The sequence below is a fragment of the Vibrio sp. Of7-15 genome (genome assembly GCF_022347565.1).
Lineage (GTDB): Bacteria > Pseudomonadota > Gammaproteobacteria > Enterobacterales > Vibrionaceae > NORP241.
The window spans coordinates 119,725-146,280 of sequence record NZ_JAKRGH010000016.1 but is presented as its reverse complement, the minus strand read 5'-3'; the positions used below and the strand labels follow the sequence as shown (position 1 = coordinate 146,280).

Here is a 26,556-nt window from a genome sequence, read left to right as displayed (position 1 = left end):
TCTATATAGTAAAGGCAGCTATTTGCCGCCCATACTCGATAAAACAGATTCGAAACCTTACAAGAATTCCTCTTGAAACCATCCCCATAAACCAAAAGAGAAATTAGGAAAAATGTCTATTCCTGCCGCCGACTTTAATAAATAGAGAATGACCAGACCAAGAATGGTTGAAACAGACAGGAACAAAGTAAGAAATGCCGCTTTACCCCACAACGTCAGCTGATTTTCTAATCGGCTAAGCTCACGGCGGTTACGTCCAAATAAGAATACAAAGTAATAGCGCCAATGAAATAAACCAATAGTGCCACGCAAATCAACCCGATGCTGGCCCCAGCTTCTCGCACCAATTGCCGTTTTCAAATAACTGAGTTGTTTTTCACTAAAGCTATCACTCACATCATTCGGCATGCGTTCAAGCAGTTTTGATATAAAAGGATCACACCTAATATCATCATTTTGACTAGAAATTGATTGAGCTTTTAGGCTTTGTTCTTCCATAAAAAAATCCTGCCAGGAAACAATGACAGGATTCTAATGGAATTGACTTTAAACAAGGAGACTACATTAAGGAGAACTAAGGAATTTCATACCTTCTTAGCACTAAAGTGTGTAGCACTTTGCAGTTACCGTTACTCTAAGATCTGATTAACACGCCCCATAACCTGTAGCACTTTTTCTGAATATTTAGGGTCTGTTGCATAACCTGCAGAATGAATACCACGAATAAACGACTCAGGATTACTGGTGTTTTGCAGTGCTTTTTCATAACGAGGGTTATTATGAAGAAAACTCACATAGTCGTTAAAGCTAGCTTGGTAATCATCGTAAGAACGAAAGGCAGCCGTCTCCTGAACCGGAATACCATTGTGGAATTCGAGTGTCTGGGTGGCAACTTTCCCTCCTTCCCACCGACGATCAGCTTTAATATTGAACAGGTTATTACTGGTGCCTAGGGAATTTTTAACAACTTTTTTGCCCCATCCGGTTTCTAACGCGGCCTGAGCTAACAAAATAGCAGGATCCACACCCAGTGCTCGCCCTGCTTTTTCAGCGTATGGCTTCATGGAGGTAACAAAATCTTCTGGAGAATTAAATGAACGGCTTTGTGAACGAGAAGCAGCGGATGTACCACCTGCGGCCATTACTTGCATTGCATCATCTGCCGCCTTTTGGGCAATATCACGGTCAACAGGCAGACGAAGGCTGCTATCCATTGCCGCATTACGCATAATACGCCGAGTTGACACTTCCTCTTGAGCTGCTGCTTGGCCTCCAAGTTGGGCCACAATCATATCAGCAAGGCCTAACGAACCAGATGAACTAAGCTCTGATGCCATTTGATCATCTCGCATTTGCTCAAAAAACTTCTGGTTTTGACTGGTCATTAAGTCTGAGTTGAAAGCAGAATTAGCATCACGCATTGACTTAAACAGCATTTGAGTAAAAATACCTTCAAATTGTTCAGCCGCAGCTCTTAGAGCCTTACTTTGCCCATCAGAGCTTTCATCAACCGCTTGTTGGCGTAACTTGTCTAACCCACCCACATCATGGATGAAACCAACATCTTGAATGTTATTCGTGTTATTTATCATAATTAAATAATAATCAGTTGACCTTCAATAGCACCTGCTTGTTTCAGTGCCTGAAGGATAGCCATTAAGTCAGAAGGTGCCGCCCCTACTTCGTTTACTGCTCGTACAAGATCATCCAGTGTTAGACCAGGCTCAAATTTAAACATTTTACCCTGCTCTTCGGTTACCTCGATGTCCGTATTAGGTACAACAACCGTCTCTCCACCAGCAAGTGCATTTGGCTGGCTTACTTCTAGATTTTCTTTAATCGCCACGGTCATCCCACCATGGGTTACCGCAGCCGCTCGTAACTTCACGTGTTTGCCGACCACAATCGTGCCCGTGCGAGAGTTTACAATAATCTTGGCTGAGCCATCTGCTGGATTAAATTCTACGTTTTCTACAACAGATAAAAACGCAACTCGTTGGCTAATATCTCGTGGAGCTCGAACACGAATTGAAGTTGCATCAACAGCTGAAGCCATATTTGGCCCTAAGAAGTTATTCACCGCATCAGCCATACGCTGAGCTGTTGTAAAATCCGACTCAAATAAGTTAAAAGTAATAAAGTCGCCACGACCAAATGGGTTTGGAACTTCACGTTCAACAATAGCACCAGCAGAAATACGCCCAACTGTTGGGTTATTACCTACAATCTTTGACCCATCAGCCCCTTCAGCGCTGAACCCACTAACCACAAGACTACCTTGTGCAATAGCATAAGTCTGACCATCTAAGCCTTTCAAAAAAGTCTGCAGTAATGTACCACCACGTAAGCTTTTTGCTGAACCTACGGAAGAAACCGTAACATCAACTAATTGGCCTTGTTTTGAAAAGGCTGGAAGCTCAGCCGTGACAATTACCGCTGCCACATTTTTGGTTTTAGGTTTGGTACCCGGTGGTAATTGAATGCCAAAGTTTTGCAACATGGCATTGAAGCTTTGATCAGTAAATGGCGTTGACTCACCCGTTCCAGGTAAGCCCATTACTAGTCCATAACCAACCAATTGGTTAGAACGTACTCCTGCAACTTTAGAAACGTCTTTGATTCTAGCGGCATGAGCAGGCATAACACTAATAACCACCAAACTGAGTAACAAGCTTTGTAACCAATTTTTCACGTCAGAACTCCGATTGATTTGTTATTACTATAATGACACATTAAAGAAACGTGCCAAGAAACCTGGCTCTTGCATATCTTGCTGATCACCAGTGCCAGAGTACTGAATACGTGCATTAGAAATACGAGTAGATGCTATGGTATTTTCAAAGCTAATATCATCAGGACGAATCGTGCCGCTCACACGGATATATTCATCCCCTGTATTTAGCGTTAACCACTTTTCACCACGTATGATCAAGTTACCATTAGATAACACTTCAATGACCTCTACCGTAATAGAGCCAGAGATACTGTTACTCTGATTGGCTGAACTATTGCCACTAAATGTATTTTCATTACTTAGCTCGTAGGAGAAATTATAGTCACCAACCGTTAATTCTTGCCCACCTACGTTCAAAGGATCCATACTGGCATCGTTAGATTTTGCTAAATCCGCATCTGCACTTTTTGCCGCCTTGGTATTTTCAGCTAGCAACACCGTGACAATATCACCAATGCCATGCGGCTTTGAGTCATCGTATAAGTTAGAAGCGTGATCAATATTAAACAGCGAACCTGTTGCAGCGGCATAATGCTCTGGCTTTTTGTTTGGGTGAATTGGAGCCCAAGCTGGATCTCCAGCAACGGGATCTTCACGGCCACGCAACGATCCAATAATACCTGTGTCTGCTTCTTGTGCTTTATCACCCTCAATCGCATCTACAATAGTCGTAGCGGAGCTGACATCATCACCTTCTTGAGGTGGAGCCATGCAACCAGACAATGAAATGACAGTGGCGAGACAAAGGAGACGTTTCATAATAGTGGCCTTTTTACTACAAATTAAAGCTGCTGATTAACAAAGCTCATCATCTTATCGACAGATGAAATCACTTTAGAGTTCATTTCATAAACGCGCTGAGCTTCAATCATATTAACTAATTCTTCGGTTACGTTTACATTCGATGTTTCCAACATAGATTGGCGGATAGCACCTAAACCTTCTAAGCCCGGAACACCTTCTTGTGGATCTCCACTCGCCCCTGTTGGTAGGTATAGGTTTTGACCAATCGGCTCAAGACCACCTGGGTTAATAAAGTCTACCGTCGTAATTTGACCAATGACTTGGTTTTCTTGCTGGCCACGTAAACGTACGGATACTTCACCATCTGTACCAACCGTCACTTGAATGGCATCTTCTGGAACAACAATCTCAGGCTGAACTTGATAGCCTGAGCCTGACGTCACTAACGCACCTTCATCATTTAAAGTAAATTGACCATTACGTGAATAACCAATGTTACCGTCTGGCATTAGCACCTGGAAAAAACCATCACCTTCGATCATCATATCAAGATTATTTGATGTCGTTTGCGCATTACCATTCGTAAAAACTTTCTGAGTTGCGACCACTTTTGAACCAGCACCAAGCATTAAGCCACTCGGTAGCTCGGTATTCTGTGATGATTGACCACCCGCTTGGTTCACGTTCTGATAAAACAAATCTTCAAAAACCGCACGGCTTTTTTTATAACCAATTGTTGAGGCATTCGCTAAGTTATTCGAAATCGTCGAGATATTCGTTTGCTGCGCGTCAAGACCTGTTTTACTTACCCATAATGCTGGATGCATGATAAATCCTCTTTAAAAATCCATTAGCTCATACGCAACAAAGAATCAGACGCTTTGTCCATTTCTTCAGCTGTACTCATCATTTTGACCTGCATTTCGAACTGACGTTGCAAATCAATTAAATTTGTCATTTCACCCACAGCATTCACATTACTGCCTTCTACTGCGCCACTTAATATTTTTACGCCTGCATCAGCTTCGAATACCGCCGCAGGATCTTTTGAACGAAATAAACCGTTTGTGTCTTTAAATAAAGAACGGTTATCTGGCTGAACAAGCTTAATACGATCAACCACTTCAATCGCTTCTGCCGGAGCACCTTGCTCTAAAACAGAAATGGTGCCATCACGGCCAATTTCAATTTTGCTTAAAGGAAGCGGCAATGTAATAGGGGCATCATTTTCCCCCATAACAAGGTGGCCACTGCCATTCATAAGCAGCCCCGACTGATCAATACGAAGATTACCAGCACGAGTTAAACCTTCGCGCCCTGTATTATCCATTACCGACATCCAACCATTACCTTCTATGGTGATATCAAGATCTCGGCCAGTCGTAATTACAGAGCCTTGAGCAAAATTTTGGCCCGGTTTTTCCGTCATATTAAACACACGACTTGGTAACCCTTCACCGTACGCCTGCATAGATCGCGCTTGGGCTAAATCAGCTCTAAAGCCAGTCGTACTTACGTTAGCTAAGTTGTTTGCTCGTAGCTGCATTGCATTCATATTTTGCTTTGCGCCACTCATGGCTAAAAATAATGCGCGATCCATTGTTTGCTCCAATATTGCTTCTTAAAGACATAAAAGCAAATGGCATGCCAATTTTTAAACCGTTGAATTTAAACAATAAATGCCAAGATATAAAAAAAAGAAAAGAAAAACGGAAAAATGCAGGGAAAAGAAAGGGGAAAAATTGCCGCCTACAGCTAGGCGGCAATGGCATAGAAGTGTTTAACGAATTTGCAAGATATTTTGTTGAAGCTGATTACCCACTTCAAGTGCTCGTGAGTTAGCTTGGAAGTTACGTTGCGCTGAAATTAAATCAACTAGCTCTTGAGTCATATCAATGTTCGATTGTTCAATCGTACCACTTTGAATATCACCAAACGCCCCCTGACTTGCTTCACCCCAAACAGCACCACCAGAACCTTGTGTCACAGACCACTGAGTACCACCTTCTTGCGCAAGACCTTGCTGGTTAGCAACTCGTACCATGGCTACACGACCTAACGTAACATCTTCACCATTTGAATATGTTCCAACAATACTACCTTTGCTATCTATATCAACCTTAGCGAGATAACCTGTGGTTGCACCATCTTCATTAAAACGACGCATTTCAAATGGAGCTGCATATTGCGTTGGATCTTTAAATTTAATATTCATGGCCTGTGCAGGATCAGCACCATTAAGATTAATAGGCACTGCGCCAGCACCGAGTGCTTCTGTCGTAATCGGTTGGCCAGAGTTAACAGATTGTGCTGTACCATCATTGTTAAATACAATGCTGTGACCTAGGTGACCTGTCGCATTGGTTGCATCACCTGCGGCAATGTTTACCGGCTTCTCACCTTCACTGTCTGTTAACGTATAGAATGCATTCCAGCGGTTAGGCTGGGTTGCATCTTTTAGATAATAAGTCGTCATTTTGTATGGCTGCCCAAGAGAGTCATACGTTGTTACTGACGTTGCTTTGTTATAGGTGTCTGGATCGTTAATGTCGAACAGAGCTGGATCTTTTGCAATTGCATTTGCAGGCAAGTTCAATCCAATTTCCACATTCTCTGACGGCTTTGGCTTACCAAACTGATCAGGAATTTTAAGTGCTTTTGGCTCATAAGAAGTAACTTCACCACTTGCTTCATCAACTTCATAACCAAGCAAAAACTCATCTTTCGCCGTCACCATATAATTTTCTTTATCAAGATGGAATGCACCATTTCGAGTCAGTTGATTATCGGCAGGTTGAAGACGATCCCCAGCCACAGCAAAAAAGCCTTGGCCTGAAATACGCATATCCATTGGGTTATTCGTATAAATACTTGAACCTTCATGGAACTGCTGCGCAACCATAGTAGCTTGAGCACCACCACCAGTTGCCGTTTTTGAATTCGAAAAAATTGATGTTGAATATACATCACCAAATTCCGCACGAGACTCTTTAAAGCCATACGTATTGGCATTTGCAATATTATTACTGGTTGTATTTAAATCTTTCTGAGCAGCGGATAAACCGCTTAAAGCCACATATGACATTCCTAATCTCCCATCTAGCTATTTATTATGCTTTGCCAACTTCTAACACTTCAGCTAGTCGAACTGGTGACTCGAAACCAGCTAGATTGAGCAGAACGTTACCATCACCATTACCTAGAAGAACGCTGTTGACGTTTGCGTATGTCGATACATCAAACTCCTTGCTTTCCCCATCCAGCATGCCACCTGCTTTCACAGAGTAGCGACCAGCAGGCAATGGGTTGCCATTTTCATCTTTTCCATCCCACTCAACACGAGTGTCACCGCCAGGCTTTGGACCAACATCCAGGGTTCGCAACAACTGCCCTTGCTCATTCTCAATACGAACAAACAAGTTATTCACTGCTTGTGGTAGTTTCACCATAGCAGCCATCCCCATGTCAGCACCTTTTAGCCCTTTAGCGCCCGGTACCAAAACATCACGCCCAACAAGTGAAGAAGCTTGCAGAGCTTGATTTGATGTCATTGATGAATTCAAGCTATCAAACTGTGAATTCATTTTTGAAATACCGTCGACGGTGGCAAATGATGCCATTTGCGCAATCATCTGGTCATTACCGACCGGCTTAAATGGATCCTGTTGAGCAAGCTGTTTTGTTAACAAAGACAAGAAATCTTCTTGTTTCAGCTCATTTTGACCTGTAACTTTGCCTTCATCTTTCAGCTTTTTCTCTTGAATGTCTTTAAGCTGATCAATGTAGGACAAGCCGTTCTGACCTAAGCCGTTAATACCGGCCATAACGTATCCTCCTTATCCTTATTGACCCATCTGCAGCGTACGCAGCAGCATTTGTTTACTTGCATCCGCAACTTGAACATTCGTTTGGTATGAACGAGATGCAGATATCATATTTGCCATTTCTTCCATGACATTAACGTTAGGTTTAAAAATATACCCTTCATCATTAGCCATAGGGTGATCAGGATTATATTCAGCACGAAGAGGTTTATTACTCTCAACAATACCTAGAACTTTTACCGGTACACTCGGGTTACGATTGTATTTAGCTTGGCTTAATTCCGCACCAAACACGGCTTGGCGAGCTTTGTAAGTTTGTTCTGCTGAACTACTTACGCTGTCTGCATTTGCCATGTTACTTGAAGTGGTATTTAGACGAACTGATTCTGCACTCATGGCAGAACCCGTAACGTTGAAAACATTAAATAAGCTCATCTATTATTGCCCCTTAATTGCTTTGGTTAGGTTCTTAAACTTACTGCCTAAAAAGTCCAGAGATGCTTGATGGCGAAGTTGGTTTTGCATAAATAAATTACGCTCTAAATCAACATCGACCGTATTACCATCACCTGTATCGGGTTGTGTTGGTAAACGGTACATCTTCTCTCCTGATACCTTTGTAGAGGCACTGATATGCCGACCATCCGTGCGACTAAGGCCGATACTTGCCCCAGAACTTGCCGCCTGTAATGCTCGTTGAAAATCCATCCCTTTCGCTTTATAGCCAGGTGTATTCGCCTGCGCGATATTGGTTGAAATAACCTCAGCACGCTCAGCTCGAACACCAACTGTATGTTGATGAATTCCTAGCGCTTTATCAAAAGAAATACCCATATCAAACCTCCACAAGAACTGACTTGAACACTGCAATCTACATGCCAATTATAAAAATAGAACATATAAAAAGAAGTAATCCAGTGAACAAAATGCAATAAACACGCCAAGAATAGAAAAAGCAGTGAATTACGGGCATAAAAAAACGGCTTACGCCGCTTTTTAAAATAAACTGCTCATCATTTCAGTTTATAAATAATGCCTGGATTACACCGCACCATCTCAAACTTATCCGTCAAGCCCGTTAATGACTCAGAGGCTCCCAGCAATAAATAGCCACCGGGGTTAAGACTTGCCGCCATTTGGTTTAGCACTTGAGATTTCATTTCTTGGGAAAAGTAAATAAGAACGTTTCGGCAGAAAATAATATCGAACTTACCTAGCAAAGAATAACTATCCATTAAGTTTTGGGGCCTAAAGCTCACCATTCGCTTGGCTTTATCGTTTATTTTCATCCTGCCATCACCCGCATCTTCAAAAAACGTGCGACGACGCTCAGGAGAAAGACCTCGGCTTAGTGCTAAATTGTCATAAATGCCCGCTTTACAGGTTTCAAGCATAGTACTTGAGATGTCTGTAGCAGTAATTTGTACATTTGATAGCATGCCTGGACGACGAGACTGCAACTCTAGAATGGTCATCGCCATAGAGTATGGTTCTTGCCCCGATGAACTCGCAGCCGACCAAATTTTAATTGGTCTTTTGTTTGCCGCCACTTCAGGCAACAACTTGTCTGCCAGAACCGTAAATGGGTAAGTATCACGAAACCAAAGCGTTTCGTTAGTAGTCATTGCATCAACAGCCGCCACACGTAAGTCTCGGTTACGCCCAGTGATCACTTGCTTCAATAAATCAGACAGTGAATCCAGTGAGTAACGATTTACTAATGGGCTTAAGCGACTGCGCACAAGATATTGCTTACTATTCCCCAAAACAATGCCACATTGAGATTCTAGAAAACGACTGAAATCTCGATACTCTTGATCACTAATAGTTATAGCTGTCATTCACTACTCTTTTATTTTATTTGTTTATCCATTGCCGCTTTTACAGCAGCACCAAGTTCATCTGGATTAAATTTTGCGATGAACTCATTGGCACCTACACGTTCAACCATTGCTTGGTTAAATACGCCACTTAATGAAGTATGAAGAATAACATGTAAGTCTTTCAATGCTGAGTCGCGACGAATTTCGGCAGTCAGAGTATAGCCATCCATTTCAGGCATTTCGATATCTGAGATAATCAAAGCCAATTGATCGTAAATACTGCCTTCTTGAGCCATCTCGTGTAGTTTGTCTATCGCTTCTTTGCCATCTTTCACAGTAATGGCTTCAAGACCAATAGCTTCAATCGCACGTTGTACCTGTTTACGAGCAACCGTTGAGTCATCAGCGACTAAGACGCGACGAATTACTTCTTCGCCCATTTCAGCCATTTCTTCAACCAAGTCTTCACTCATGGTTTCATCCATAGGTGAGATTTCAGCTAAAATTTTCTCAACATCAAGAATTTCAACCAACTCGTTATCAATTTCCGTCACTGCGGTTAGGTAGTTAGCTTTACCTGCACCATCAGGCGGAGGAAGAATTGACTCCCAATGCATATTGATAATGCGTTCAACCGAACTTACTAAGAACCCCTGAATCGTTCTGTTAAACTCAGAAATAATAACGAAGCACTTATCAACATCGACGGTTGGTCTTCCGCCTGTAGCTAAACTAAGATCAATAACAGAAACTGTTTGTCCTCTAATGTGAGCCACCCCTTTTACCAACGGGTTTAAATTTGGCATTGAGGTTAGCTTAGGACACTGTAAAACTTCTTTTACTTTAAAGACATTAATACCATAGCGTTGGCGTCCCATTAAACGAAACGTTAATAACTCTAAGCGGTTTTGTCCGACAAGTTGTGTGCGCTGATTCACCGAATCAAGAATACCCGTCATAAGGGAGACTCCATCTTATGCGTTTTTCTAGTAGAGTATGAGATTACCATAAAATGAACGAGATAACGACATACAGAATGATGTTTTATAAAAGGAACTTTATAAAAAAACCCATATTAAGAATAAGCATAGCGTCAAATGATTGGTTATACTCATTCTTTGTCGGCTTTATCGGCATTTTTTTAATAAGCTTTAGTCCTATTATTAATGCTGCGACAGAAAACCAGCTTGAAGAAATCCGCTCTGCTGCCGAAATTTTTGTTCAAGGACAAGTGGAAAAACCAAGTACAGGAATACTCGACATTAAAGCGGCCGCACTCGACTCTAGGATACGGGCAACAGATTGCCCCACACCACTGCAAGTTACGGCACCTGGTAGGCAATCTCGCAGTGGAAATATTACTGTACTTGTTGAGTGTGAAGAGGATGGCTGGCGAGTTTATGTGCCAGTGAAAACTAAATTGATGATGCCACTTGTGGTGGCTGTTAGGCCTTTAAATCGAGGCACTATTATCAGCGAAGATGATTTGCACATTGAATTAACCGATGTAAATTTATCTCGTGGCTCTGGATTTAGTTCGACCGAAAAATTAATCGGCTCACGCATTAAGCGATCGGTTCGGCATGGTGATACAATTAGTAGCAACGATATTTGCCTCGTATGCAGAAATGATGAAGTTATCATTAAGGCAACCCAGAGTGGATTAAGCATCATCACAAAAGGTACAGCACTCAACGACGGTGCACTCGGTGAGCAAGTAAAGGTGAAAAATAATAAATCCAATCGTATAATTGACGGTACGATAACCAATGTTGGTGAAGTTAGCGTTAATTTTTAAAAAAGCGCTAAAGATAAAATTTTGACGGTCGATATAGTGGTCAGAATTAACGAGAAAAGCTAAAAAGGCTCCTGTTTATGGCAAGTATTGATCAGTTACGCTCAAGTCAGACAATGACTACCAATCGTAACCAGAACAAAGTTGGTGCACAAACACCCAGCCCATCTGAATCTGTTCCTGGTTCTAAAAATAGTAACGATGCAGTGTCGTTAAGTACTCAAGGTAAAGCAATTGGCCAGCTGCACCATCAGCTAGCTGCAGAGCCTCAGTTCGACAGCGCAAAAGTAGCAGCAATTAAAGAAGCGATCGCTAACGGCTCTTATACCGTTGATCCTGAAAAATTAGCTGCAAATATGATGAAATTTGAAGATGAGTTGGCCGGCCTATAGTCCAATAGGCTCAGCTCCTTCCTAGAGTGAGGCTGTTTATGGGGCAAACTCTAATTGAACTCTTAGAGATCCAGAAAAGTACTGCACTTTCACTTTCTTCGTTATTAGAAAGGGAAAAATTTGCTATTGCCAATCGAAAGTCTGTGGAAATAGAGCAGTTAGCACAACAAAAACTAGGGTTATTAAACCAGCTTCAACAAACCGATCACCTTTTAGGTACCCACCCTGAAAGGCAGCTGTTAATAGATGATGACTCATTACACAGTCGCGTATCTGAAATTAAGTCCATTGTTCATGACTGCCAGCAAGAAAATGTCAGTAATGGGGAGGCTCTACAACGAGCTCAGCTTAGCTACAATAAGCTAAACAATCTTCTGCAACAAAGCAGAGGTAAATCAGGTATGACTTATACCAGTGAAGGGCAAGCACAAAACATTACAACCTTAGGCACAAATGTAAAAGCTTGATGTTCCCTTAAGAATTGAAAACAAAAAGCGGCTAAAGAGCCGCTTTTTGTTTCAAGTAGAATAGATAAAACTAGAAAAGTGTTTGGCGTTGATTCTTTTCAGGCACTTCAAAAACTTCGCCATGATTTTTCATTTTTTCCATCTTGCGCAGATCCAGTTTAAGCTCAGTTACATAGCTATCCCCTACAGGATAACTTCTTATCACTTCAGCACCACGTATGACACCATCAACAGCCCCAGATGTATTTTCAACACCCAGTTGCTGATCAGCTAGGTCTGCACGACCGCTTATCCTCAAGCCATACACCTGCTCTGTCAGCTCTCTATAAGCATCCACTTTAGAAGCTCTCATTGCACGAATTTTTTTCTCTTCTTCCGTACGCCCACGCTGTTCACTAATAGGTGCGTAGCCTACTGCTGTAATAATGTCATCAGCACGCATAGTTGTTAGTGGCTGACAACCAACTAACCCTAATAAAAATGCACCTAAAAACCAAATACGCATCACAACTCCTAAGGCTTAAGAATAACAGTATTACGAGAACTCATTGATGCATCTGATCGAATCAAAACACCATCTTCCATGCGCATTCTATTCAATGAATCTAAATCTCGACCAATACGGTCAGCAGGCAGGAAGCCTTGTGCCGATGCCACTACAACACGAGACTGCATACCGATAACTCGAGCATTCACTAATACACCGCCATCTTGACGCAACATTGTTCCTGTTAGGACATAGTCAACTTCTTGCTCTTGAACCAAGTCTTTCCAATCTCGGCTAAAAGCAAAATCCCCTTGTGGAGTCACACGAATAGCGCCTGTTGATTTAAAATCTACGACTTTAAAGCCACGGCGTTGGAGTTGGTAAATAAAGCCTTCTGTTACCGAGTTTCCTAGCCAGTTTGTTTGATCCATTTCCTGCAAATCAACAAATGATGTTATCGCTATAGGTGTGTATGCAGAAAGACTCGAATTTGACTCAATTAACTGCTCAGCTAAACTCTCGATGAAAAAATCCATCGTATGTCTTGGGGTATCCACCAGCATAAAACGGCTACCAGAATAAGGTTCTTTACCGTTATAAATTGGGGAATATGCACATGATACTGTCATCAAAGACAGTAACAAGACTATCCATTTTCTCATTCTATTTAACTCCGAAATATACTGGATATGACCAACAATGCTTCTCATTATTTCATCATTTACAACTATACATAGATGTAAAAATTAGGAACGAAACTTGCATTTAGTAACTTTGCAACCTGTCAGAAACACACCTTTTTAATCAACTATCAGATAGCTTGCAAAATCCATACCCAACTGGTGAAGACTTAAATGAAAAAAATAACTTCTTGTATATTTGCTATTATAACAACCATTTATAGCAACGTGCTTTACGCTGCATGGTATGAGGTGACTGGTAGTGCAACCATTCTGGCAAGTGAAGATACCGCACGAATTCATGCCCTAGAAGATGCGACGTACCAGGCAATGATGTTTTCAGGCTCAGACATCAGCACCTTAAATGCACTAAGGCCTTACCTTCAGGAAAAAAGAAATGAATACCAGTTCAGTAACAGCGAAGTTCGTAACGTACGTGTAATTGAAGAGAAAAAACGAGGCGGCAAAGTTTACCTCAAGACTAGGATCGATATTTATCCTTCGGCAAACAGTTGCCATAGTTTACAGTATAAGAAATCTATTCTTGTTGGTAATATTGATATTCTGTCACCACAACAAGCCGTTATGGGTAGTGTATACCGTTTAGGGGAGGACTTTAGTGTTTTACTAAAGCGCCAAATTGACCAGCAATCTCAAAGCTTTTTTGCTACTGGTATTTCTAAAGTACGCATCACCCCAGATCAACCACAAGTGATGAAGATGCTCTCTGAAGATACAGGAGCTCACTACATTGTTGGTGGTCAAATATCAGATCTAACAGCAACAATTGAAATCAACAAATTAAAGAAAGACCAGATTAATAGACAGTTTGCCCTTTCCGTCTTTTTAATTGATGGCAAGACAGGTGAAACAATCTACCAAAACAATTATCGTGACATTGCTGAATGGCCATTTGCTAAAACCAGCCAGGTAGATACGAAAAGTGCCCGCTTTTGGACATCTACTTACGGTGCTATGCTCCAAAGAGTTAACCGGGATATTCTGTTAGATTTAGAAACAGAGTTAACCTGTAAAGCAACTCTTCCACAAGTGGTTGATATACGAAATAACAAAGTACAAATTGATTTAGGGAGAGAACACGGCGTTAAACGTGGTGATACTTTACAACTGTGGCATACAGGCTCTTTCATTGATCAATATGGCCTACCTCGTAACAAAGTAACACAAAGCGAAATCACCTTAACCGTAGATAGAGTTTATGAAAAGGGCGCAGAGCTGATCATTAACCAACCAAAACTAGCGAACAGCATTCAAATTGGCGATGTAATGAGCAAACCTTTTAAGTAAATCACATCAATGGCTTAACATATGCAAAGAATGGGGTATACTCCCTATTCTTAGCTCCCGTGGCACAGCTGGATAGCGCGGCCCCCTCCTAAGGGGCAGGTCACAGGTTCGAATCCTGTCGGGAGCGCCATTTTACCTTACTTATAAATCCCCTCTTAAATAACCAACTGCACGCTACCTTCTTAATACATAAAAAATGCCATAACCTTTGAAATGTTCGGTAGCGATTTTTACTCTCAAGTAAGTACATTTACGCTCTGCAGCAATAAAAAAGCCACTGCTAAACAGTGGCTTTGTTCAAACAATTAACTTACTTAATATTAAGCGTTTGCTTCACGCTCTGCGATAAACTCAAGCGCCATTTTAATGCGAGCAATTACACGCTCTTTACCAATAAGCTCCATCACAGCATCAACAGATGGTGATTGACCACCACCTGTAACAGCTACACGTAATGGCATACCGATCTTACCCATGCCAATCTCTAGCTCTTCACATACCGCTGCGATAACACCATCTTTGATGTTTACTGTTGTGAATTCTTCAAGAGCTTCAACCTTAGCCAGAGCAAGCTCTAGCGGGCCTTTCGCAACACCACGTAGGTGCTTCTTCGCTGCGCCAGCTTCAAACTCAGAGAAATCTTCGTAGAAGTAACGAGATTGCTCAGCAAGTTCGATAAGCGTGTTACAACGCTCACCAACTAGTTTGATAACGTCAGTGATCGCCGGGCCATTAGATGTATCTAATTTCTGGTTATCTAAGTGCCACTGCAAGTGCTCAGCAACATACTCTGGTTCTGAAGTCTTAATGTAGTGATTGTTTAGCCACAATAGCTTCTCAGTATTGAACGCAGATGCAGATTTAGAAATCGCATTTAGGCTAAACAAATTAATCATCTCTTCTTGAGAGAAGATCTCCTGATCACCATGAGACCAACCAAGACGAACAAGGTAGTTATTTAGCGCGTTAGGTAGATAGCCTTCATCACGGTACTGCATGACAGACACAGCGCCATGACGCTTAGACAGTTTCGCACCGTCATCACCCAAGATCATTGCACAGTGAGCAAACGTTGGTACTGGTGCACCAAGAGCTTCGTAAATATTGATTTGACGAGGCGTATTGTTGATGTGGTCTTCACCACGAACAACGTGTGTGATGCCCATATCCCAGTCATCCACTACCACCACAAAGTTGTAGGTTGGAGAGCCATCTGTACGGCGGATGATTAGGTCATCTAGCTGATCATTGCCAATTTCAATATGGCCACGAATTTGATCATCAAATACTACGCTGCCTTCTTTTGGATTACGGAAGCGAATCACACAAGGCTCACCCTCTTTTGCCGCTTCATTTGCCGCAATAATTTTTGGGTGGTTTGCATCATAACGAGGCATCTCTTTTGCCGCTTCCTGCTCCGCACGAATTTCATCCAGTAGCTCTTTAGAGGCGTAGCACTTGTATGCTTTATCTTCAGAAAGAAGCTTATCAACCATCTCGTTGTAACGGTCAAAACGCTTAGATTGGAAGTAAGGGCCTTCATTCCACTCTAATCCCATCCACTGCATACCTTCAAGGATTGCATCTACTGCTTCCTGAGAGTTACGCTCAAGATCTGTATCTTCAATACGCAGAACAAACTCACCACCTTGATTTTTCGCATACAACCAAGAGTAAAGTGCAGTACGTGCACCACCTACATGAAGATAGCCAGTTGGGCTAGGAGCAAAACGAGTTTTAACCGTCATTTCAAATACCTTAGTGTCGATTGCACACAGCGAACACCGCTGTGTAGGGCAAATTTGGCCGCTATTTTAGCACCGTGTACTAATTCTACAATCGCTACAACCAATCTAAAGGCTAATCATGCAAATGTTTCACCGCCCATGAAATAAACTCTTGTCGCCCTTCAAAGCTCATCAATAAAAAATCACCTTGAAGACCACTTGATTTGCCACACGGATCAGGTGATTCTGAAGCGGTAATTTGTACATTCTCTGAACCCATATCTATCACCGATAATGACGCAACACCTCCTGACTGATTATACTTTCCAAGCAATTCATTATAGTTTTTAAATAATGAGAACTCCTTAGACGTAATCATCTCACTTTTAAATGAGTAGCTTTCTCCACTTTGAGTTAGCAATACATGAGGCTGTTTTTCAAACTTACGTACACCTCTGTCATCCCGAATAGCAAAGGGAGCCGACACCAGTAACTCAGTATCTGAAGCAGTAAACTTCATGACAAAAGGCTGTGATACGTATTTCTCTTTTGCGCCATTACGATTAACAAGAGCTGTAACTCGAATTAAAAGCTGATTAACCCCATTATTCAATTTAAAATCAGCCGTTGAACTTAAAATAGAAGGTGTGTATTCATGTTGACCTACAGCCAGCACTTCCACCCCACGATCAAAATTGATCAATACTTCTGCTCGTAGAGTAAAAACAGATAACATAGATAAAATGAATACAGGTAACCTAAAGAGAATTTTCATTTCTAACATCCAACTCCATTAAAACAAAAGCGAGCTCGCAGGCTCGCTCAGCATTTAGACAAAAATAAACTTAGAAATACCACTCAGTACCAACACGAACCATCAAATCACCATCATAAGTACTATCTGTTTGCTCGGTTAAACGAAGGAAGGTATAAACAGAATTAAAGCTATAGCCAACTTCACCACTTATTGAAGTCGAGTCCATGTCCTTACTTTTAACGTTATCTTCTTTGCCCGTTTGATCTGCATATCCCACACGGAAGTTCATATCACCCATGTAGTAATTCGCCTGGATTGAATACGCATCGATTTCTCGCTCTTGATAACTGTAACTTCCTTTGTCTGTCGCTTCATATGAACCACCTTTATACGCTGCCAATACATTAAAATTATCGGTAGGACGAAGTTCAAAACCAACAAAATACGCACTGGTATCACCGATTGACGCAGACTTACCAGCAACAGGAGCACCAGCAACGCTCACACTACCAGCAACAGCATCTTCAAAAATGGTTCCTTTCGCTGTTTCGAATGCTGCGTGTAAGGTCAACATCTCAGTAGGAGTTACCGATACCGAACCACCATAGAAGTTTGATTTATCATGGTTTTCACTGCCATTACCACCAGACACACTGAATTTCACCATGTTCCCTAGCATTGGTGAGTCATAACGTACCTGCTGACTTTTACGATCAAAGGTATAGCGCTCACCCGATCGCCAACCACGATCAAAAGTACGAGATAAATTAGAGGCAGAATAAGGCCAATCAACAAGCTCATACATAGGAGTTAGCATTCGTCCAAAACGCACAGCTCCCCAATCATCACCACGCAACCCTACAAAAGTGTCTCGGTTACCAAGGTCCGCCCCATTATCAAGTACCCACCCAGACTCAATTTGCGTGAATGCCTCTACGCTATCCGTCATCATTTTTGCCGCACGAAACCCGACACGTGTTTCATTCTCTAATGTAAAAGACTCGTTTTCAGCACCATAGTTTACAGCTGAAATAGAAACCACACCGTACACTTCAACGGATGCATCATTTTCTTCACCTATTAAATACGCATTTGCAGTAAACGCTGTAGAGGTAATAGCTAGACCGAGTATTGAACGTTTGAAGATAGTTGTCATAAAAGCTCCCAAATTATTAGCTGTATATATTGAGCTTTTTAGTTGGCCGCCAAAAGCTCAGAGCACATGTATTAATTGAACGGGAGCAGACTACGACATTTTTTGAACACTAAATAAGGCCTAGAAAATAAACTTGAACAGCATCAAATCTTCAAAAACAAAAAAAACAAAAAGCCTTTAAGTTCAATAGACTAACAACGTCAAAATAAAAAATAGAAAAAAGAGGTAAAAATAAACTGATAAGCTCATCGCAATTACAGTACCAAGAACTAAATTATAAGCAGCTGAATAATATTTATTTTGAAAAAAAAAGGTATTTATTTGATAGGTATCACAAATTATAAGCAGGAGCGAAAGACGTCAAAATAACAGTTTTTTTAATTTTGACGATTTTGCATCTTATTATTACCTAAAGAAACTCTCATTTGATAATAGGCTTTAGTACAAACTAAGAGTAAAATCATGCATATCTGAACAAGAGCTTAACCAATATATAATAAAAACAATCTTTTACATTACTTTTAACATAAATGGTCAGATACTTAATTCTTTATTTATTAATGATTTTTACTACTTTTCATCGAAAAAAATGTTTTATGACTACTATTTATCACAGGAGATACATATTCTTTTAGCAAGGAATGCTGTAGTTGAATGAGGTAAATAAAATGAAACGTTTAATGATGTTATTCTTAACCCTTGCTTTCACCTCTAGTCTCTCATTTGCAAGTACCATTACGTACTTTGGTGTTGAGGTGCCACAAGAAATTGTTCACAAATGTGCTACATCTAAAAACTTTTATGTTTGTATTGATTATGAATTAAAAAAAACGCAATAAGAAAAGCCGCTTACAGTTATAACTGTAAGCGGCTTTATAGAAAATTATAAATGCGGAATAACGTTACTTTTTATAAATCTCGGATGCCCAGTCTAGAAACTCTTTTTGGTTATTTTTATCCATATTTAAAAAGTAATTTTTAAGATCTTCCTGATCTTCAATACTTAGTTTTTTAGCACTTGATAAAGATGCAATACCACCCTTGTTATTGTATTTTTGTACATCTTTCTCATAATTTCTGAACAGGCTCTTTCCTGAACCTGTAACAATATCTAAACGATAATTAACAGTCGAACTTTCAGAAGTTAATACTATCGATGGTTTTTCGTTATATTTATTAGCTTGCTCGCCATTTTTAATTTTTATCGGCGGTTCTATTTTATAGCTATCATTTAAAACATTAAATGTTATCAATAGAGTTTTTGATTCAAATTTTGTCTTTTGGCCATCTAATCGAATGACTTTTGCAATTCGAAGCAAAAGCTGGTTTTCTCCTTTTGGCACCACAACTGAGTCTTGGTGCCCAAATCCTCCATTCACCTCTTCTCCATTAACAACCAGAATCTCAATCTCCTTATGAAAGTTTATTTTTGCATCTTCTGCTACTGCTCCGAAAGACATTAAGCTCAATGCTAAAATTAAATTTTTCATGTACTTCATAAACATATCTCTCTATATAGAATCAAAAAAGGCGGACACTAGGTCCACCTAAAAAAGCAGTAAATTTAAAACAATTTAACAACTAGAAGTAGTATTCAATACCAAGACCAAGTTTAGTCACATCGCCAGCATCATTACTATCATTAAAATCATAGCTACGGATATCAGAGTAAATCACAGCTGATGGGTCTAGCATGTAAAGAACACGAGCTGTGATTGCTGTATCTGAAGTTCCTGATGTCGAACCGTTATTTGAATCTAAATCATCAGTCATTGCGTAACCCACTTTATATAACCAGTCACCTGTTACATATTGTGCTGTTACCGAAATAGCATTTTGCTCTTCGTTAGTGATGCCAGTTAGTGCACCTGTTTGCTTACTGTAATCAGACTCCATGTGCTTGTATGCTGCAACTAGAGAGATACCATTTTCTAAGTGTGCTTCGATACCAGCAATATAGAATGAACGCTCACCCATACCAACAGCTACATCGCTCACTTTTACTTCAGCTTCACCTTCAGTTTGATAACCTAAGTGACCTGTAAAGATGCCCGCAGTGTAGTGAGCTGCTGCACTATAGAACATATTTCCTGTATCATTTTGGCCTTGACCTGTAGATAGAGAGTAAGTGAAACCACCGTAATTTTTCGAGTCCCAACGGAAGTGATCGCCTACACGGTCGAGGTGTGCACCACCTTTGATATCTGTATTCCAGTCAAATACATTACCTAAACCAGGGTTAGTGTAAGGCCAGTCAACAATGTCATACGCTGGAGTAGTCAAACGACCGAAGCGGAATTTACCAGCATCAAATTCAAGCCCAATAAATGAGTCACGTACACCTAATTTACCATCTGCACCGTCGTCACCTACGTTTCCGCTTTCAATTTGCCAAATAACTGCTGGACCAAAGTTATTGAACTCTTGAGTACCACGTAGACCAATACGAGACTCATTTTCAACATCTAGTGAGTTCTCTTTGTTATCTTCAGCAAAACTTTGGTACCAAACTGACACTGCAGCTTGACCATAAACTTGTACGTTATCTGTTAAGTCCGCTGCTTGTGCATTAATAGAAACAGTTGAAGCAAGTGCAACTGCTGCGCCCAGTAGCGTACGTTTGAAAGTCTTTTCCATGGAAAACTCCTAAAAATAGATATAGCTGTATATTTTCATTTGCTGCCTTAAGTTGGCCGCCGAAGACAACAAATGTGATTCCCTATTATTTCAGTTTTCGTAAAACTGAAATCACCTTTATTTATTTCTGCATACATCTTGTGTATCCATGGGTATAAGACTAACTTCGCATCAAAAAACATCAATCAGAACTTAATTTCCAAATAAAAAAATATGAGCCGCCGCAAACTTTTTAGCTGTTAGTGATAAAGTTCAAACTTTATTATAAAAAAAAACAAAAAAACAAAAAAAACAAAAAAAACAAACACTTAAACGAAACTTGACTTTTATTAATGCGACAGAAATCTCATTAAAATGAATACAGTACAGAAAACTTTATTGTGCATGAGGAAGGCTAGAATAAGTACAGACGTACTCTTTAGAAAAGAGCTCAAATGAAAAGAGTAATTAATTACAATCAAAAAAAAAGAAGCCTCTATGTATTTCATATCACATAGAGGCGTTCATATTAAAAAAGCTAAATACTAACTAAGTAAATCTAAAAGATCTTGTTCGTTACGAATTTCAACACCAAGTTCTTGTGCTTTTGCTAATTTAGAACCCGCAGCTTCTCCAGCAAATAGAATATCCGTTTTTTTAGATACACTGCCTGTCACTTTGGCACCAAAATTCTGTAAAGCCGTTTTTGCATCAGAGCGAGATAATTGAGTTAATGTTCCTGTTAGAACGACAACTTTCCCTTCTAGCGGCTTAGGTTGGCTTTCATCCACTGCATCAATCGCAGGCCATTCAATACCCACATCCAGTAAGTCTTGCAATACTTGCTGGTTATGAGGTTCTTTAAAGAAACTAACAATATGCTTAGCAACAATCTCACCAACATCAGGGACTTCAATCAATTGTTCATGATTAGCCGCTTGAATCGCCTCTAATGTATAAAAATGATTTGCTAAGTTAGCCGCAGTAGCCTCTCCGACTTCACGGATACCTAAAGAATATAAAAAACGAGGTAATGTTGTTTGTTTAGATTGATTAAGTGCATCCACAACATTTTGTGCCGACTTTGGTCCCATACGATCAAGAACGGTCAAGACACCCGCAGAGAGCTTAAATAAGCCAGCAGGTGTTTCAACCATTTCTCTATCAACAAGTTGCTCAATCACTTTTACGCCAAGGCCATCAACATCTAGAGCTTTACGTGAAACAAAATGTTTTAGCGCTTCTTTACGCTGAGCCTGACAAATTAGACCGCCACTGCAACGAGCCACAGCCTCTCCTTCTACTCTCTCAATTAAAGAGTCACAAACCGGGCAGGATGTAGGAAAAATGATTTCTTTACTGTCTTGTGGCCTACGGCTTTTCACTACGCCTGCTATTTGAGGGATCACATCTCCAGCACGACGAATAATAACGGTATCACCAATATGAACTTGTAAACGCTCTATCTCATCCGCATTATGTAACGTTGCATTACTTACTGTTACCCCACCAACAAACACAGGCTCTAGTTTTGCTACAGGCGTAATAGCCCCGGTTCTACCAACTTGAAATTCAACATCATTTAGTACGGTAAGCTCTTCTTGCGCAGGAAATTTATAAGCAATGGCCCAACGAGGTGCTCTCGCGACAAAACCAAGTTCTTCTTGTAAGGTAATGTCATCAACTTTAATAACGACACCATCAATTTCATAACCCAGTTGATTACGACGCTCCGCAATATCTTGATAGTAAGCTTTCACTTCTTCTAAATTAGCTAATTGTTTGGTTTCTTCACACATTGGAAGTCCCCATGTTTTTAACTGAACAAAACGCTCATAATGGCTTACTTTTAGCTCTGCACCTTCAACAACACCCACGCTGTAAGCATAAAAACTTAACGGGCGTCCTGCTGTAATTTTAGAGTCAAGCTGGCGTAGGCTTCCTGCAGCGGCATTACGTGGGTTAGCGAAAGGCTTATCTCCTTTTTTTAATGCACGGGCATTTAATGCGTCAAAACCTGCTTTTGGCATAAACACTTCCCCGCGAACTTCTAGGCGTCGCGGCCAACCAGTTCCTTGCAACTTCAGAGGAATTGAACGGATTGTACGAACATTCTCAGTAATATTTTCACCGGTAGTGCCATCACCACGAGTTGCAGCTTGAGTCAAAATGCCATCCACATACATTAGGCTAACAGCAAGGCCATCTAATTTCGGCTCACAGCAATAATGACCAACAGAAGATGAACTCAAACGATCGTTCATACGCTTAGAAAATGAATCAAGATCCTCGTCATTAAACGCGTTATCCAAAGATAACATCGGAATTTCATGCTGCACTTGACTAAACCCAGCTAAAGGAACTCCCCCGACACGCTGACTTGGTGAGTCTATCGTAACAAGCTCTGGATGCTCTGCTTCAATGGCCAATAACTCTTGCATTAAACGATCGTACTCAGCATCAGGGATCTCTGGATTATCTTCAACATAATAACGATAGCCATGATGGTTGATGGATTCTTTTAATGTTTCTAAACGTATTGCCAATTCACTTGCCATTTATGTTGCTCACTATATAAAAAAGGCCCCGAACCGGAGCCTAAGTTAGTACGATATTCTTAATTTAACCTTCACTCACAAATTGACGAACTCTCTCTCGATATTCATCTAATTTATTTGGCGTCATTAAATTACGGTGTTCATCTAATACATGCCCGCCAAGATCATCTGCGATCTGTTGGGCGGTTTTTAACATTAATTTAAAGTTATGATCCGCTTCACCATAGCAAGGCAAAGTCATAAAAAATGCTATTCCTGGAGTTTCAAATTCATCTGGATTATCCAAACGGAAGTTACCTGGTGCTACCATGTTCGCCACACTAAAAAGCACTTTACCGGTTCCCGCAAGATCAGCATGACGGTGGTAAATAGCCATTTCACCAAATAGCAAACCATTTTGCTCAAGGCTGTTAAACAACCGAGGTCCTTTAAAACGCTCTTCTCCCGTAATATGTACATGTAAAACAATCACATCTTCTTTTACGGGCTCTGGCTCTGTAATCGCCACCTCATCTACAACAGGAGCAGCTTCTGCCGTAAAACTAACAGCTTGTTGCTCAGAGTCATGCGGAATGTCGACCTCAGCGGTCATTGTTGACATTGCAGGCTGAGTTACTGGCTCTGCTGCCGAGTTTACATTATCCAGCTTCGCGCCAGAATCCAACAGAGGATCTCCTTGAATATTATTTTCAAATCCAAATTCTGGTTCTTTACGTGTTTTACTCGGCTCTGGGGTAGACTCTGAACCTACCTGACTAAACGCACGGCCAGCACTACGAGAATTTTGATCGCTCTCTTCATCAAGCTCATCATCTAGCTTACTTAATGGCTTATCGCCAAATTTTGTGCTTTTTTCCTTTCGGCTGGTCCAAAGGCCGTGAAATAATAATGCACCAATAGCTAGCGCACCAACAATTATCAGAACCAGGCGCAATTCCTGCATTTCAAATTCTCTGCTCTTAGTCAATTTCCAGAAGGCTTATCAGATAAATACCGAAAGCAACGTTAGACATTCCATCATATAACTACTGATCCTATCTTATGAAGCTCGTTTTATCACGGTTATTTTCTTACTCTATCAAAACTATGGACCACTTTTGTATAAATTCACCCTTTCTATCCTATTGATAATGTGACCCAGCACACTGTTCAATAGATTTAAAATAGCAACAGAATGTAAGCTTGCCGTTATTTTGAACTGTGCTCGATTCTTAATTGAATCAACCTCTTCACACGACTATGATGAGGTCAGCGATTATTAGGAGGAAAAATGACTCATTCTCAACCATCCCACTCATCTTTAAACGGCGTCCATTACTTTACTCAAGGGGCAAAATTATGTGCCCAACCAGGCATTCGCCGATTTGTCATTATTCCGTTAATTATCAACCTTCTGTTACTTGGTGGTGCTTTTGCGTGGATGATATCTCAAATGGGGGGCTGGATTGATGGCTGGCTTTCCTATGTACCAAGCTGGCTAGATTGGCTCGCTTACCTAATTTGGCCATTGATGGTAATAGCTATCTTGGTCACTTTTTCTTACTTCTTTAGTACCATTGCAAATTGGATTGCAGCACCATTCAACGGACTACTATCAGAACATTTAGAGGCAAAATTAACGGGGCAGCAGGCACCTGACAGCGGCATTAAAGAAGCACTTGCCGATATTCCGCGAATCCTCAAACGTGAATGGCAAAAGCTATGGTATTACCTACCCAAAGCACTCGGGCTATTCATTCTGCTTTGGATACCAGCGGTAGGGCAAACAATTGGGCCAATCTTATGGTTTATGTTTACGGCGTGGATGATGGCTATTCAATATTGTGACTACCCATTCGACAACCACAAAGTCTCTTTCATGAACATGAGAGATGATCTCAAAGGGAATAGAGGAAAATCTCTCAGCTTTGGAGCACTAGTGGCCTTCTTTACTATGATGCCAATCGTGAATTTATTCATCATGCCTGTTGCTGTATGTGGAGCCACTGCTATGTGGGTCGATGTCTATCGAGAGCGCCACTTATCATAACGCCCCTCAAGATGATTATGGGTAGCAGCATCCTATGTCGCTCATAATCGTCTTTTAATTCACACACATGACGATAAATTAGTCTATCTTCTACTTTCAGGAATAATTATCTGCTTATAACCATATCTTATAACGATTTATTCCTTCTTGATTTTTAACTCTAAACGTATGCTTACTATCTATTAATCAAGATAAGCTATTGACTATCTATCGTGTAATGAAGGAACGAAAGCATGAGCAAAATTTACGAAGATAACTCGCTAACTATTGGTAACACTCCCCTTGTTCGTTTAAACCGTGTTAGTAACGGGAACGTATTAGTAAAAGTTGAAGCTCGTAACCCAAGTTTTAGCGTAAAGTGTCGTATTGGCGCTAATATGATTTGGGAAGCAGAAAAAGCAGGTACCCTGAAAGAAGGTATTGAATTAGTCGAGCCTACAAGTGGTAATACTGGTATTGCTCTTGCGTTTGTTGCTGCTGCTCGTGGTTATAAACTAACACTAACGATGCCTGAATCAATGAGTCTAGAACGTCGTAAGTTACTTAAAGCATTAGGTGCAAACCTTGTACTAACAGAAGCTCCAAAAGGCATGAAAGGGGCAATTGCCAAAGCTGAAGAAATTGTAGCGGAAAACCCAGATAAATACTTACTTCTTCAACAATTTAACAACCCAGCAAACCCTGCGATTCATGAAAAGACGACTGGTCCTGAAATCTGGGAAGCGACTGACGGCGATATCGATGTGTTCGTTTCAGGTGTCGGTACTGGTGGTACACTAACAGGTGTTAGTCGTTACATTAAAGGTACTCAAGGTAAAGCAATCACAACTGTAGCTGTTGAGCCAGCAGAATCTCCTGTCATTGCACAAACCCTAGCTGGTGATGAAGTGCAACCTGCACCTCATAAGATTCAAGGTATTGGCGCGGGCTTTATTCCTGGCAACCTAGATGTTGAATTAATTGACCGCGTGGAAGCTGTTACCTCAGAAGAAGCAATTGAGATGACACGCCGCCTTATGGAAGAAGAAGGCATCCTTGCTGGTATCTCTTCTGGTGCTGCTGTTGTCGCGGCAAATCGCCTTGCTGCATTGCCAGAATTTGCAGATAAGACCATTGTTACTGTGCTACCAAGCTCAGGTGAGCGTTACCTCAGTACGGCTCTGTTTGCAGGTCTGTTTACTGAAAAAGAAAACCAGCAGTAAAAACGTCATAAATCTGTGCTCAAATCAATTTTTTGACTAAAAAAGCCCCGTCTAGGGGCTTTTTTGTTGATTTCACTCCCCACCTTTAGTAATAATCATATTGTTTTATTTCTAGCATCAAAATAAAGAAGCTAGGATGGTTAAGTAAAATACAAACAAGTATGAAATCTATCGCATTTGTTTGACTTAACTTAAATAAATTCGACTGTAATTTGTTTAGATTTATACCATGGCATCGATATTCTAGCGATATCACA

27 protein-coding genes and 1 tRNA gene are annotated in these 26,556 nt (G+C 40.7%); 7 read left to right on the top strand and 21 right to left on the bottom strand.

Annotated elements, in window-relative coordinates; translation table 11 throughout:
- Window positions 1-57 precede the first annotated feature (57 nt).
- The 12 genes from MHO82_RS16565 to MHO82_RS16510 form a co-directional block, all read right to left on the bottom strand.
- Window positions 58-498, bottom strand: a complete 441-nt coding sequence (locus MHO82_RS16565; RefSeq protein WP_239185458.1) for a hypothetical protein — start codon at window positions 496-498, stop codon at window positions 58-60.
- A 131-nt stretch (window positions 499-629) separates the two neighbouring features.
- The gene (gene flgJ / locus MHO82_RS16560; protein WP_239185456.1) at window positions 630-1,592 is read right to left on the bottom strand and encodes a flagellar assembly peptidoglycan hydrolase FlgJ; all 963 of its coding nucleotides are present in this window, start codon (window positions 1,590-1,592) and stop codon (window positions 630-632) included.
- A 2-nt stretch (window positions 1,593-1,594) separates the two neighbouring features.
- Window positions 1,595-2,641: a flagellar basal body P-ring protein FlgI gene (locus MHO82_RS16555; protein WP_239185480.1), complete on the bottom strand. Its 1,047-nt coding sequence runs from the start codon at window positions 2,639-2,641 to the stop codon at window positions 1,595-1,597.
- A 78-nt stretch (window positions 2,642-2,719) separates the two neighbouring features.
- Window positions 2,720-3,493 (bottom strand): flagellar basal body L-ring protein FlgH, encoded by a 774-nt coding sequence (flgH, locus tag MHO82_RS16550; RefSeq protein WP_239185454.1) that lies wholly within the window; start codon window positions 3,491-3,493, stop codon window positions 2,720-2,722.
- A gap of 23 nt (window positions 3,494-3,516) precedes the next feature.
- Window positions 3,517-4,305, bottom strand: a complete 789-nt coding sequence (gene flgG / locus MHO82_RS16545) for a flagellar basal-body rod protein FlgG (RefSeq protein ID WP_239185452.1) — start codon at window positions 4,303-4,305, stop codon at window positions 3,517-3,519.
- 23 nt (window positions 4,306-4,328) lie between these two features.
- Window positions 4,329-5,078: a flagellar basal body rod protein FlgF gene (locus MHO82_RS16540; RefSeq protein WP_239185450.1), complete on the bottom strand. Its 750-nt coding sequence runs from the start codon at window positions 5,076-5,078 to the stop codon at window positions 4,329-4,331.
- A gap of 180 nt (window positions 5,079-5,258) precedes the next feature.
- Complete coding sequence (gene flgE / locus MHO82_RS16535; RefSeq protein WP_239185448.1) at window positions 5,259-6,563, bottom strand: flagellar hook protein FlgE; 1,305 nt, start codon at window positions 6,561-6,563, stop codon at window positions 5,259-5,261.
- 25 nt (window positions 6,564-6,588) lie between these two features.
- Window positions 6,589-7,302 carry a flagellar hook assembly protein FlgD gene (locus MHO82_RS16530; protein WP_239185446.1) on the bottom strand — a complete coding sequence of 238 codons (714 nt, stop codon included), beginning with the start codon at window positions 7,300-7,302 and terminating at the stop codon, window positions 6,589-6,591.
- Between the two features lie 18 nt (window positions 7,303-7,320).
- On the bottom strand, window positions 7,321-7,737 hold the full coding sequence (gene flgC, locus MHO82_RS16525; protein WP_239185444.1) for a flagellar basal body rod protein FlgC: 417 nt from the start codon (window positions 7,735-7,737) through the stop codon (window positions 7,321-7,323).
- Window positions 7,738-7,740: 3 nt separating this feature from the next.
- Window positions 7,741-8,136 (bottom strand): flagellar basal body rod protein FlgB, encoded by a 396-nt coding sequence (flgB, locus tag MHO82_RS16520; RefSeq protein ID WP_239185442.1) that lies wholly within the window; start codon window positions 8,134-8,136, stop codon window positions 7,741-7,743.
- A gap of 179 nt (window positions 8,137-8,315) precedes the next feature.
- Window positions 8,316-9,143 (bottom strand): protein-glutamate O-methyltransferase, encoded by an 828-nt coding sequence (locus tag MHO82_RS16515; RefSeq protein ID WP_239185440.1) that lies wholly within the window; start codon window positions 9,141-9,143, stop codon window positions 8,316-8,318.
- Window positions 9,144-9,154: 11 nt separating this feature from the next.
- Window positions 9,155-10,084, bottom strand: a complete 930-nt coding sequence (locus MHO82_RS16510) for a chemotaxis protein CheV (protein ID WP_239185438.1) — start codon at window positions 10,082-10,084, stop codon at window positions 9,155-9,157.
- Between the two features lie 53 nt (window positions 10,085-10,137).
- Between MHO82_RS16510 and flgA the strand changes: the two genes are divergently transcribed.
- The 3 genes from flgA (at window position 10,138) to flgN (ending at window position 11,779) form a co-directional block, all read left to right on the top strand.
- Window positions 10,138-10,923, top strand: a complete 786-nt coding sequence (gene flgA, locus MHO82_RS16505; protein ID WP_239185436.1) for a flagellar basal body P-ring formation chaperone FlgA — start codon at window positions 10,138-10,140, stop codon at window positions 10,921-10,923.
- Window positions 10,924-11,000: 77 nt separating this feature from the next.
- Window positions 11,001-11,312: a flagellar biosynthesis anti-sigma factor FlgM gene (flgM, locus tag MHO82_RS16500; RefSeq protein WP_239185434.1), complete on the top strand. Its 312-nt coding sequence runs from the start codon at window positions 11,001-11,003 to the stop codon at window positions 11,310-11,312.
- Between the two features lie 38 nt (window positions 11,313-11,350).
- Window positions 11,351-11,779, top strand: a complete 429-nt coding sequence (gene flgN, locus MHO82_RS16495; protein WP_239185432.1) for a flagellar export chaperone FlgN — start codon at window positions 11,351-11,353, stop codon at window positions 11,777-11,779.
- A gap of 70 nt (window positions 11,780-11,849) precedes the next feature.
- Here the strand turns inward: flgN and MHO82_RS16490 are convergent, their stop codons facing one another.
- Both MHO82_RS16490 and MHO82_RS16485 read right to left on the bottom strand, forming a co-directional pair.
- Window positions 11,850-12,284, bottom strand: a complete 435-nt coding sequence (locus tag MHO82_RS16490; protein ID WP_239185430.1) for a flagellar biosynthesis protein FlgP — start codon at window positions 12,282-12,284, stop codon at window positions 11,850-11,852.
- Between the two features lie 8 nt (window positions 12,285-12,292).
- Window positions 12,293-12,928, bottom strand: a complete 636-nt coding sequence (locus tag MHO82_RS16485; protein ID WP_239185428.1) for a FlgO family outer membrane protein — start codon at window positions 12,926-12,928, stop codon at window positions 12,293-12,295.
- Between the two features lie 192 nt (window positions 12,929-13,120).
- Here MHO82_RS16485 and MHO82_RS16480 point away from each other — a divergent pair, with 192 nt between their 5' ends.
- Together MHO82_RS16480 and MHO82_RS16475 are read left to right on the top strand one after the other, a co-directional pair.
- Window positions 13,121-14,254 (top strand): flagellar assembly protein FlgT, encoded by a 1,134-nt coding sequence (locus MHO82_RS16480; RefSeq protein ID WP_239185426.1) that lies wholly within the window; start codon window positions 13,121-13,123, stop codon window positions 14,252-14,254.
- A 53-nt stretch (window positions 14,255-14,307) separates the two neighbouring features.
- Window positions 14,308-14,384: transfer RNA gene (locus MHO82_RS16475), tRNA-Arg, on the top strand.
- Between the two features lie 190 nt (window positions 14,385-14,574).
- Here the strand turns inward: MHO82_RS16475 and gltX are convergent.
- The 7 genes from gltX to zipA all read right to left on the bottom strand — a co-directional run bounded on the left by gltX (window position 14,575) and on the right by zipA (window position 24,011).
- Entirely contained in the window at window positions 14,575-16,002 is a 1,428-nt protein-coding gene (gene gltX, locus MHO82_RS16470) for a glutamate--tRNA ligase (protein ID WP_239185425.1), read from the bottom strand.
- Between the two features lie 112 nt (window positions 16,003-16,114).
- Window positions 16,115-16,765 carry a DUF2057 family protein gene (locus tag MHO82_RS16465; RefSeq protein WP_239185423.1) on the bottom strand — a complete coding sequence of 217 codons (651 nt, stop codon included), beginning with the start codon at window positions 16,763-16,765 and terminating at the stop codon, window positions 16,115-16,117.
- Window positions 16,766-16,826: 61 nt separating this feature from the next.
- The gene (locus tag MHO82_RS16460; RefSeq protein WP_239185421.1) at window positions 16,827-17,894 is read right to left on the bottom strand and encodes a porin; all 1,068 of its coding nucleotides are present in this window, start codon (window positions 17,892-17,894) and stop codon (window positions 16,827-16,829) included.
- A gap of 902 nt (window positions 17,895-18,796) precedes the next feature.
- Window positions 18,797-19,384, bottom strand: a complete 588-nt coding sequence (locus MHO82_RS16455) for a DUF2057 family protein (RefSeq protein ID WP_239185419.1) — start codon at window positions 19,382-19,384, stop codon at window positions 18,797-18,799.
- Between the two features lie 91 nt (window positions 19,385-19,475).
- Window positions 19,476-20,531: a porin gene (locus MHO82_RS16450; protein ID WP_239185417.1), complete on the bottom strand. Its 1,056-nt coding sequence runs from the start codon at window positions 20,529-20,531 to the stop codon at window positions 19,476-19,478.
- A gap of 524 nt (window positions 20,532-21,055) precedes the next feature.
- A complete protein-coding gene (gene ligA / locus MHO82_RS16445; protein ID WP_239185415.1) occupies window positions 21,056-23,068 on the bottom strand; it encodes an NAD-dependent DNA ligase LigA in 2,013 nt (670 codons plus the stop codon).
- 64 nt (window positions 23,069-23,132) lie between these two features.
- Window positions 23,133-24,011 carry a cell division protein ZipA gene (zipA, locus tag MHO82_RS16440; RefSeq protein WP_239185413.1) on the bottom strand — a complete coding sequence of 293 codons (879 nt, stop codon included), beginning with the start codon at window positions 24,009-24,011 and terminating at the stop codon, window positions 23,133-23,135.
- Window positions 24,012-24,338: 327 nt separating this feature from the next.
- Between zipA and cysZ the strand changes: the two genes are divergently transcribed.
- Together cysZ and cysK are read left to right on the top strand one after the other, a co-directional pair.
- Window positions 24,339-25,097 (top strand): sulfate transporter CysZ, encoded by a 759-nt coding sequence (gene cysZ / locus MHO82_RS16435; protein WP_239185411.1) that lies wholly within the window; start codon window positions 24,339-24,341, stop codon window positions 25,095-25,097.
- Window positions 25,098-25,330: 233 nt separating this feature from the next.
- Window positions 25,331-26,299: a cysteine synthase A gene (gene cysK / locus MHO82_RS16430; protein WP_239185409.1), complete on the top strand. Its 969-nt coding sequence runs from the start codon at window positions 25,331-25,333 to the stop codon at window positions 26,297-26,299.
- The last annotated feature ends 257 nt before the right edge of the window (window positions 26,300-26,556 follow it).

Excerpts from the sequence above, each read along its gene's own strand:
- MHO82_RS16465 (WP_239185423.1), bottom strand. The coding sequence starts at position 16,765 with ATGTTAGAAATGAAAATTCTCTTTAGGTTACCTGTATTCATTTTATCT.
- flgC (WP_239185444.1), bottom strand. The coding sequence starts at position 7,737 with ATGAGCTTATTTAATGTTTTCAACGTTACGGGTTCTGCCATGAGTGCA.
- flgA (WP_239185436.1), top strand. The coding sequence starts at position 10,138 with ATGAACGAGATAACGACATACAGAATGATGTTTTATAAAAGGAACTTT.
- flgG (WP_239185452.1), bottom strand. The coding sequence starts at position 4,305 with ATGCATCCAGCATTATGGGTAAGTAAAACAGGTCTTGACGCGCAGCAA.
- flgB (WP_239185442.1), bottom strand. The coding sequence starts at position 8,136 with ATGGGTATTTCTTTTGATAAAGCGCTAGGAATTCATCAACATACAGTT.
- MHO82_RS16515 (WP_239185440.1), bottom strand. The coding sequence starts at position 9,143 with ATGACAGCTATAACTATTAGTGATCAAGAGTATCGAGATTTCAGTCGT.
- MHO82_RS16460 (WP_239185421.1), bottom strand. The coding sequence starts at position 17,894 with ATGACAACTATCTTCAAACGTTCAATACTCGGTCTAGCTATTACCTCT.
- MHO82_RS16450 (WP_239185417.1), bottom strand. The coding sequence starts at position 20,531 with ATGGAAAAGACTTTCAAACGTACGCTACTGGGCGCAGCAGTTGCACTT.
- zipA (WP_239185413.1), bottom strand. The coding sequence starts at position 24,011 with ATGCAGGAATTGCGCCTGGTTCTGATAATTGTTGGTGCGCTAGCTATT.
- MHO82_RS16455 (WP_239185419.1), bottom strand. The coding sequence starts at position 19,384 with ATGAAAAATTTAATTTTAGCATTGAGCTTAATGTCTTTCGGAGCAGTA.
- MHO82_RS16490 (WP_239185430.1), bottom strand. The coding sequence starts at position 12,284 with ATGCGTATTTGGTTTTTAGGTGCATTTTTATTAGGGTTAGTTGGTTGT.
- MHO82_RS16485 (WP_239185428.1), bottom strand. The coding sequence starts at position 12,928 with ATGAGAAAATGGATAGTCTTGTTACTGTCTTTGATGACAGTATCATGT.
- flgM (WP_239185434.1), top strand. The coding sequence starts at position 11,001 with ATGGCAAGTATTGATCAGTTACGCTCAAGTCAGACAATGACTACCAAT.
- flgJ (WP_239185456.1), bottom strand. The coding sequence starts at position 1,592 with ATGATAAATAACACGAATAACATTCAAGATGTTGGTTTCATCCATGAT.
- flgE (WP_239185448.1), bottom strand. The coding sequence starts at position 6,563 with ATGTCATATGTGGCTTTAAGCGGTTTATCCGCTGCTCAGAAAGATTTA.
- cysZ (WP_239185411.1), top strand. The coding sequence starts at position 24,339 with ATGACTCATTCTCAACCATCCCACTCATCTTTAAACGGCGTCCATTAC.
- gltX (WP_239185425.1), bottom strand. The coding sequence starts at position 16,002 with ATGACGGTTAAAACTCGTTTTGCTCCTAGCCCAACTGGCTATCTTCAT.
- cysK (WP_239185409.1), top strand. The coding sequence starts at position 25,331 with ATGAGCAAAATTTACGAAGATAACTCGCTAACTATTGGTAACACTCCC.
- MHO82_RS16530 (WP_239185446.1), bottom strand. The coding sequence starts at position 7,302 with ATGGCCGGTATTAACGGCTTAGGTCAGAACGGCTTGTCCTACATTGAT.
- MHO82_RS16540 (WP_239185450.1), bottom strand. The coding sequence starts at position 5,078 with ATGGATCGCGCATTATTTTTAGCCATGAGTGGCGCAAAGCAAAATATG.
- ligA (WP_239185415.1), bottom strand. The coding sequence starts at position 23,068 with ATGGCAAGTGAATTGGCAATACGTTTAGAAACATTAAAAGAATCCATC.
- flgH (WP_239185454.1), bottom strand. The coding sequence starts at position 3,493 with ATGAAACGTCTCCTTTGTCTCGCCACTGTCATTTCATTGTCTGGTTGC.
- MHO82_RS16565 (WP_239185458.1), bottom strand. The coding sequence starts at position 498 with ATGGAAGAACAAAGCCTAAAAGCTCAATCAATTTCTAGTCAAAATGAT.
- MHO82_RS16555 (WP_239185480.1), bottom strand. The coding sequence starts at position 2,641 with ATGCCTGCTCATGCCGCTAGAATCAAAGACGTTTCTAAAGTTGCAGGA.
- flgN (WP_239185432.1), top strand. The coding sequence starts at position 11,351 with ATGGGGCAAACTCTAATTGAACTCTTAGAGATCCAGAAAAGTACTGCA.
- MHO82_RS16480 (WP_239185426.1), top strand. The coding sequence starts at position 13,121 with ATGAAAAAAATAACTTCTTGTATATTTGCTATTATAACAACCATTTAT.
- MHO82_RS16510 (WP_239185438.1), bottom strand. The coding sequence starts at position 10,084 with ATGACGGGTATTCTTGATTCGGTGAATCAGCGCACACAACTTGTCGGA.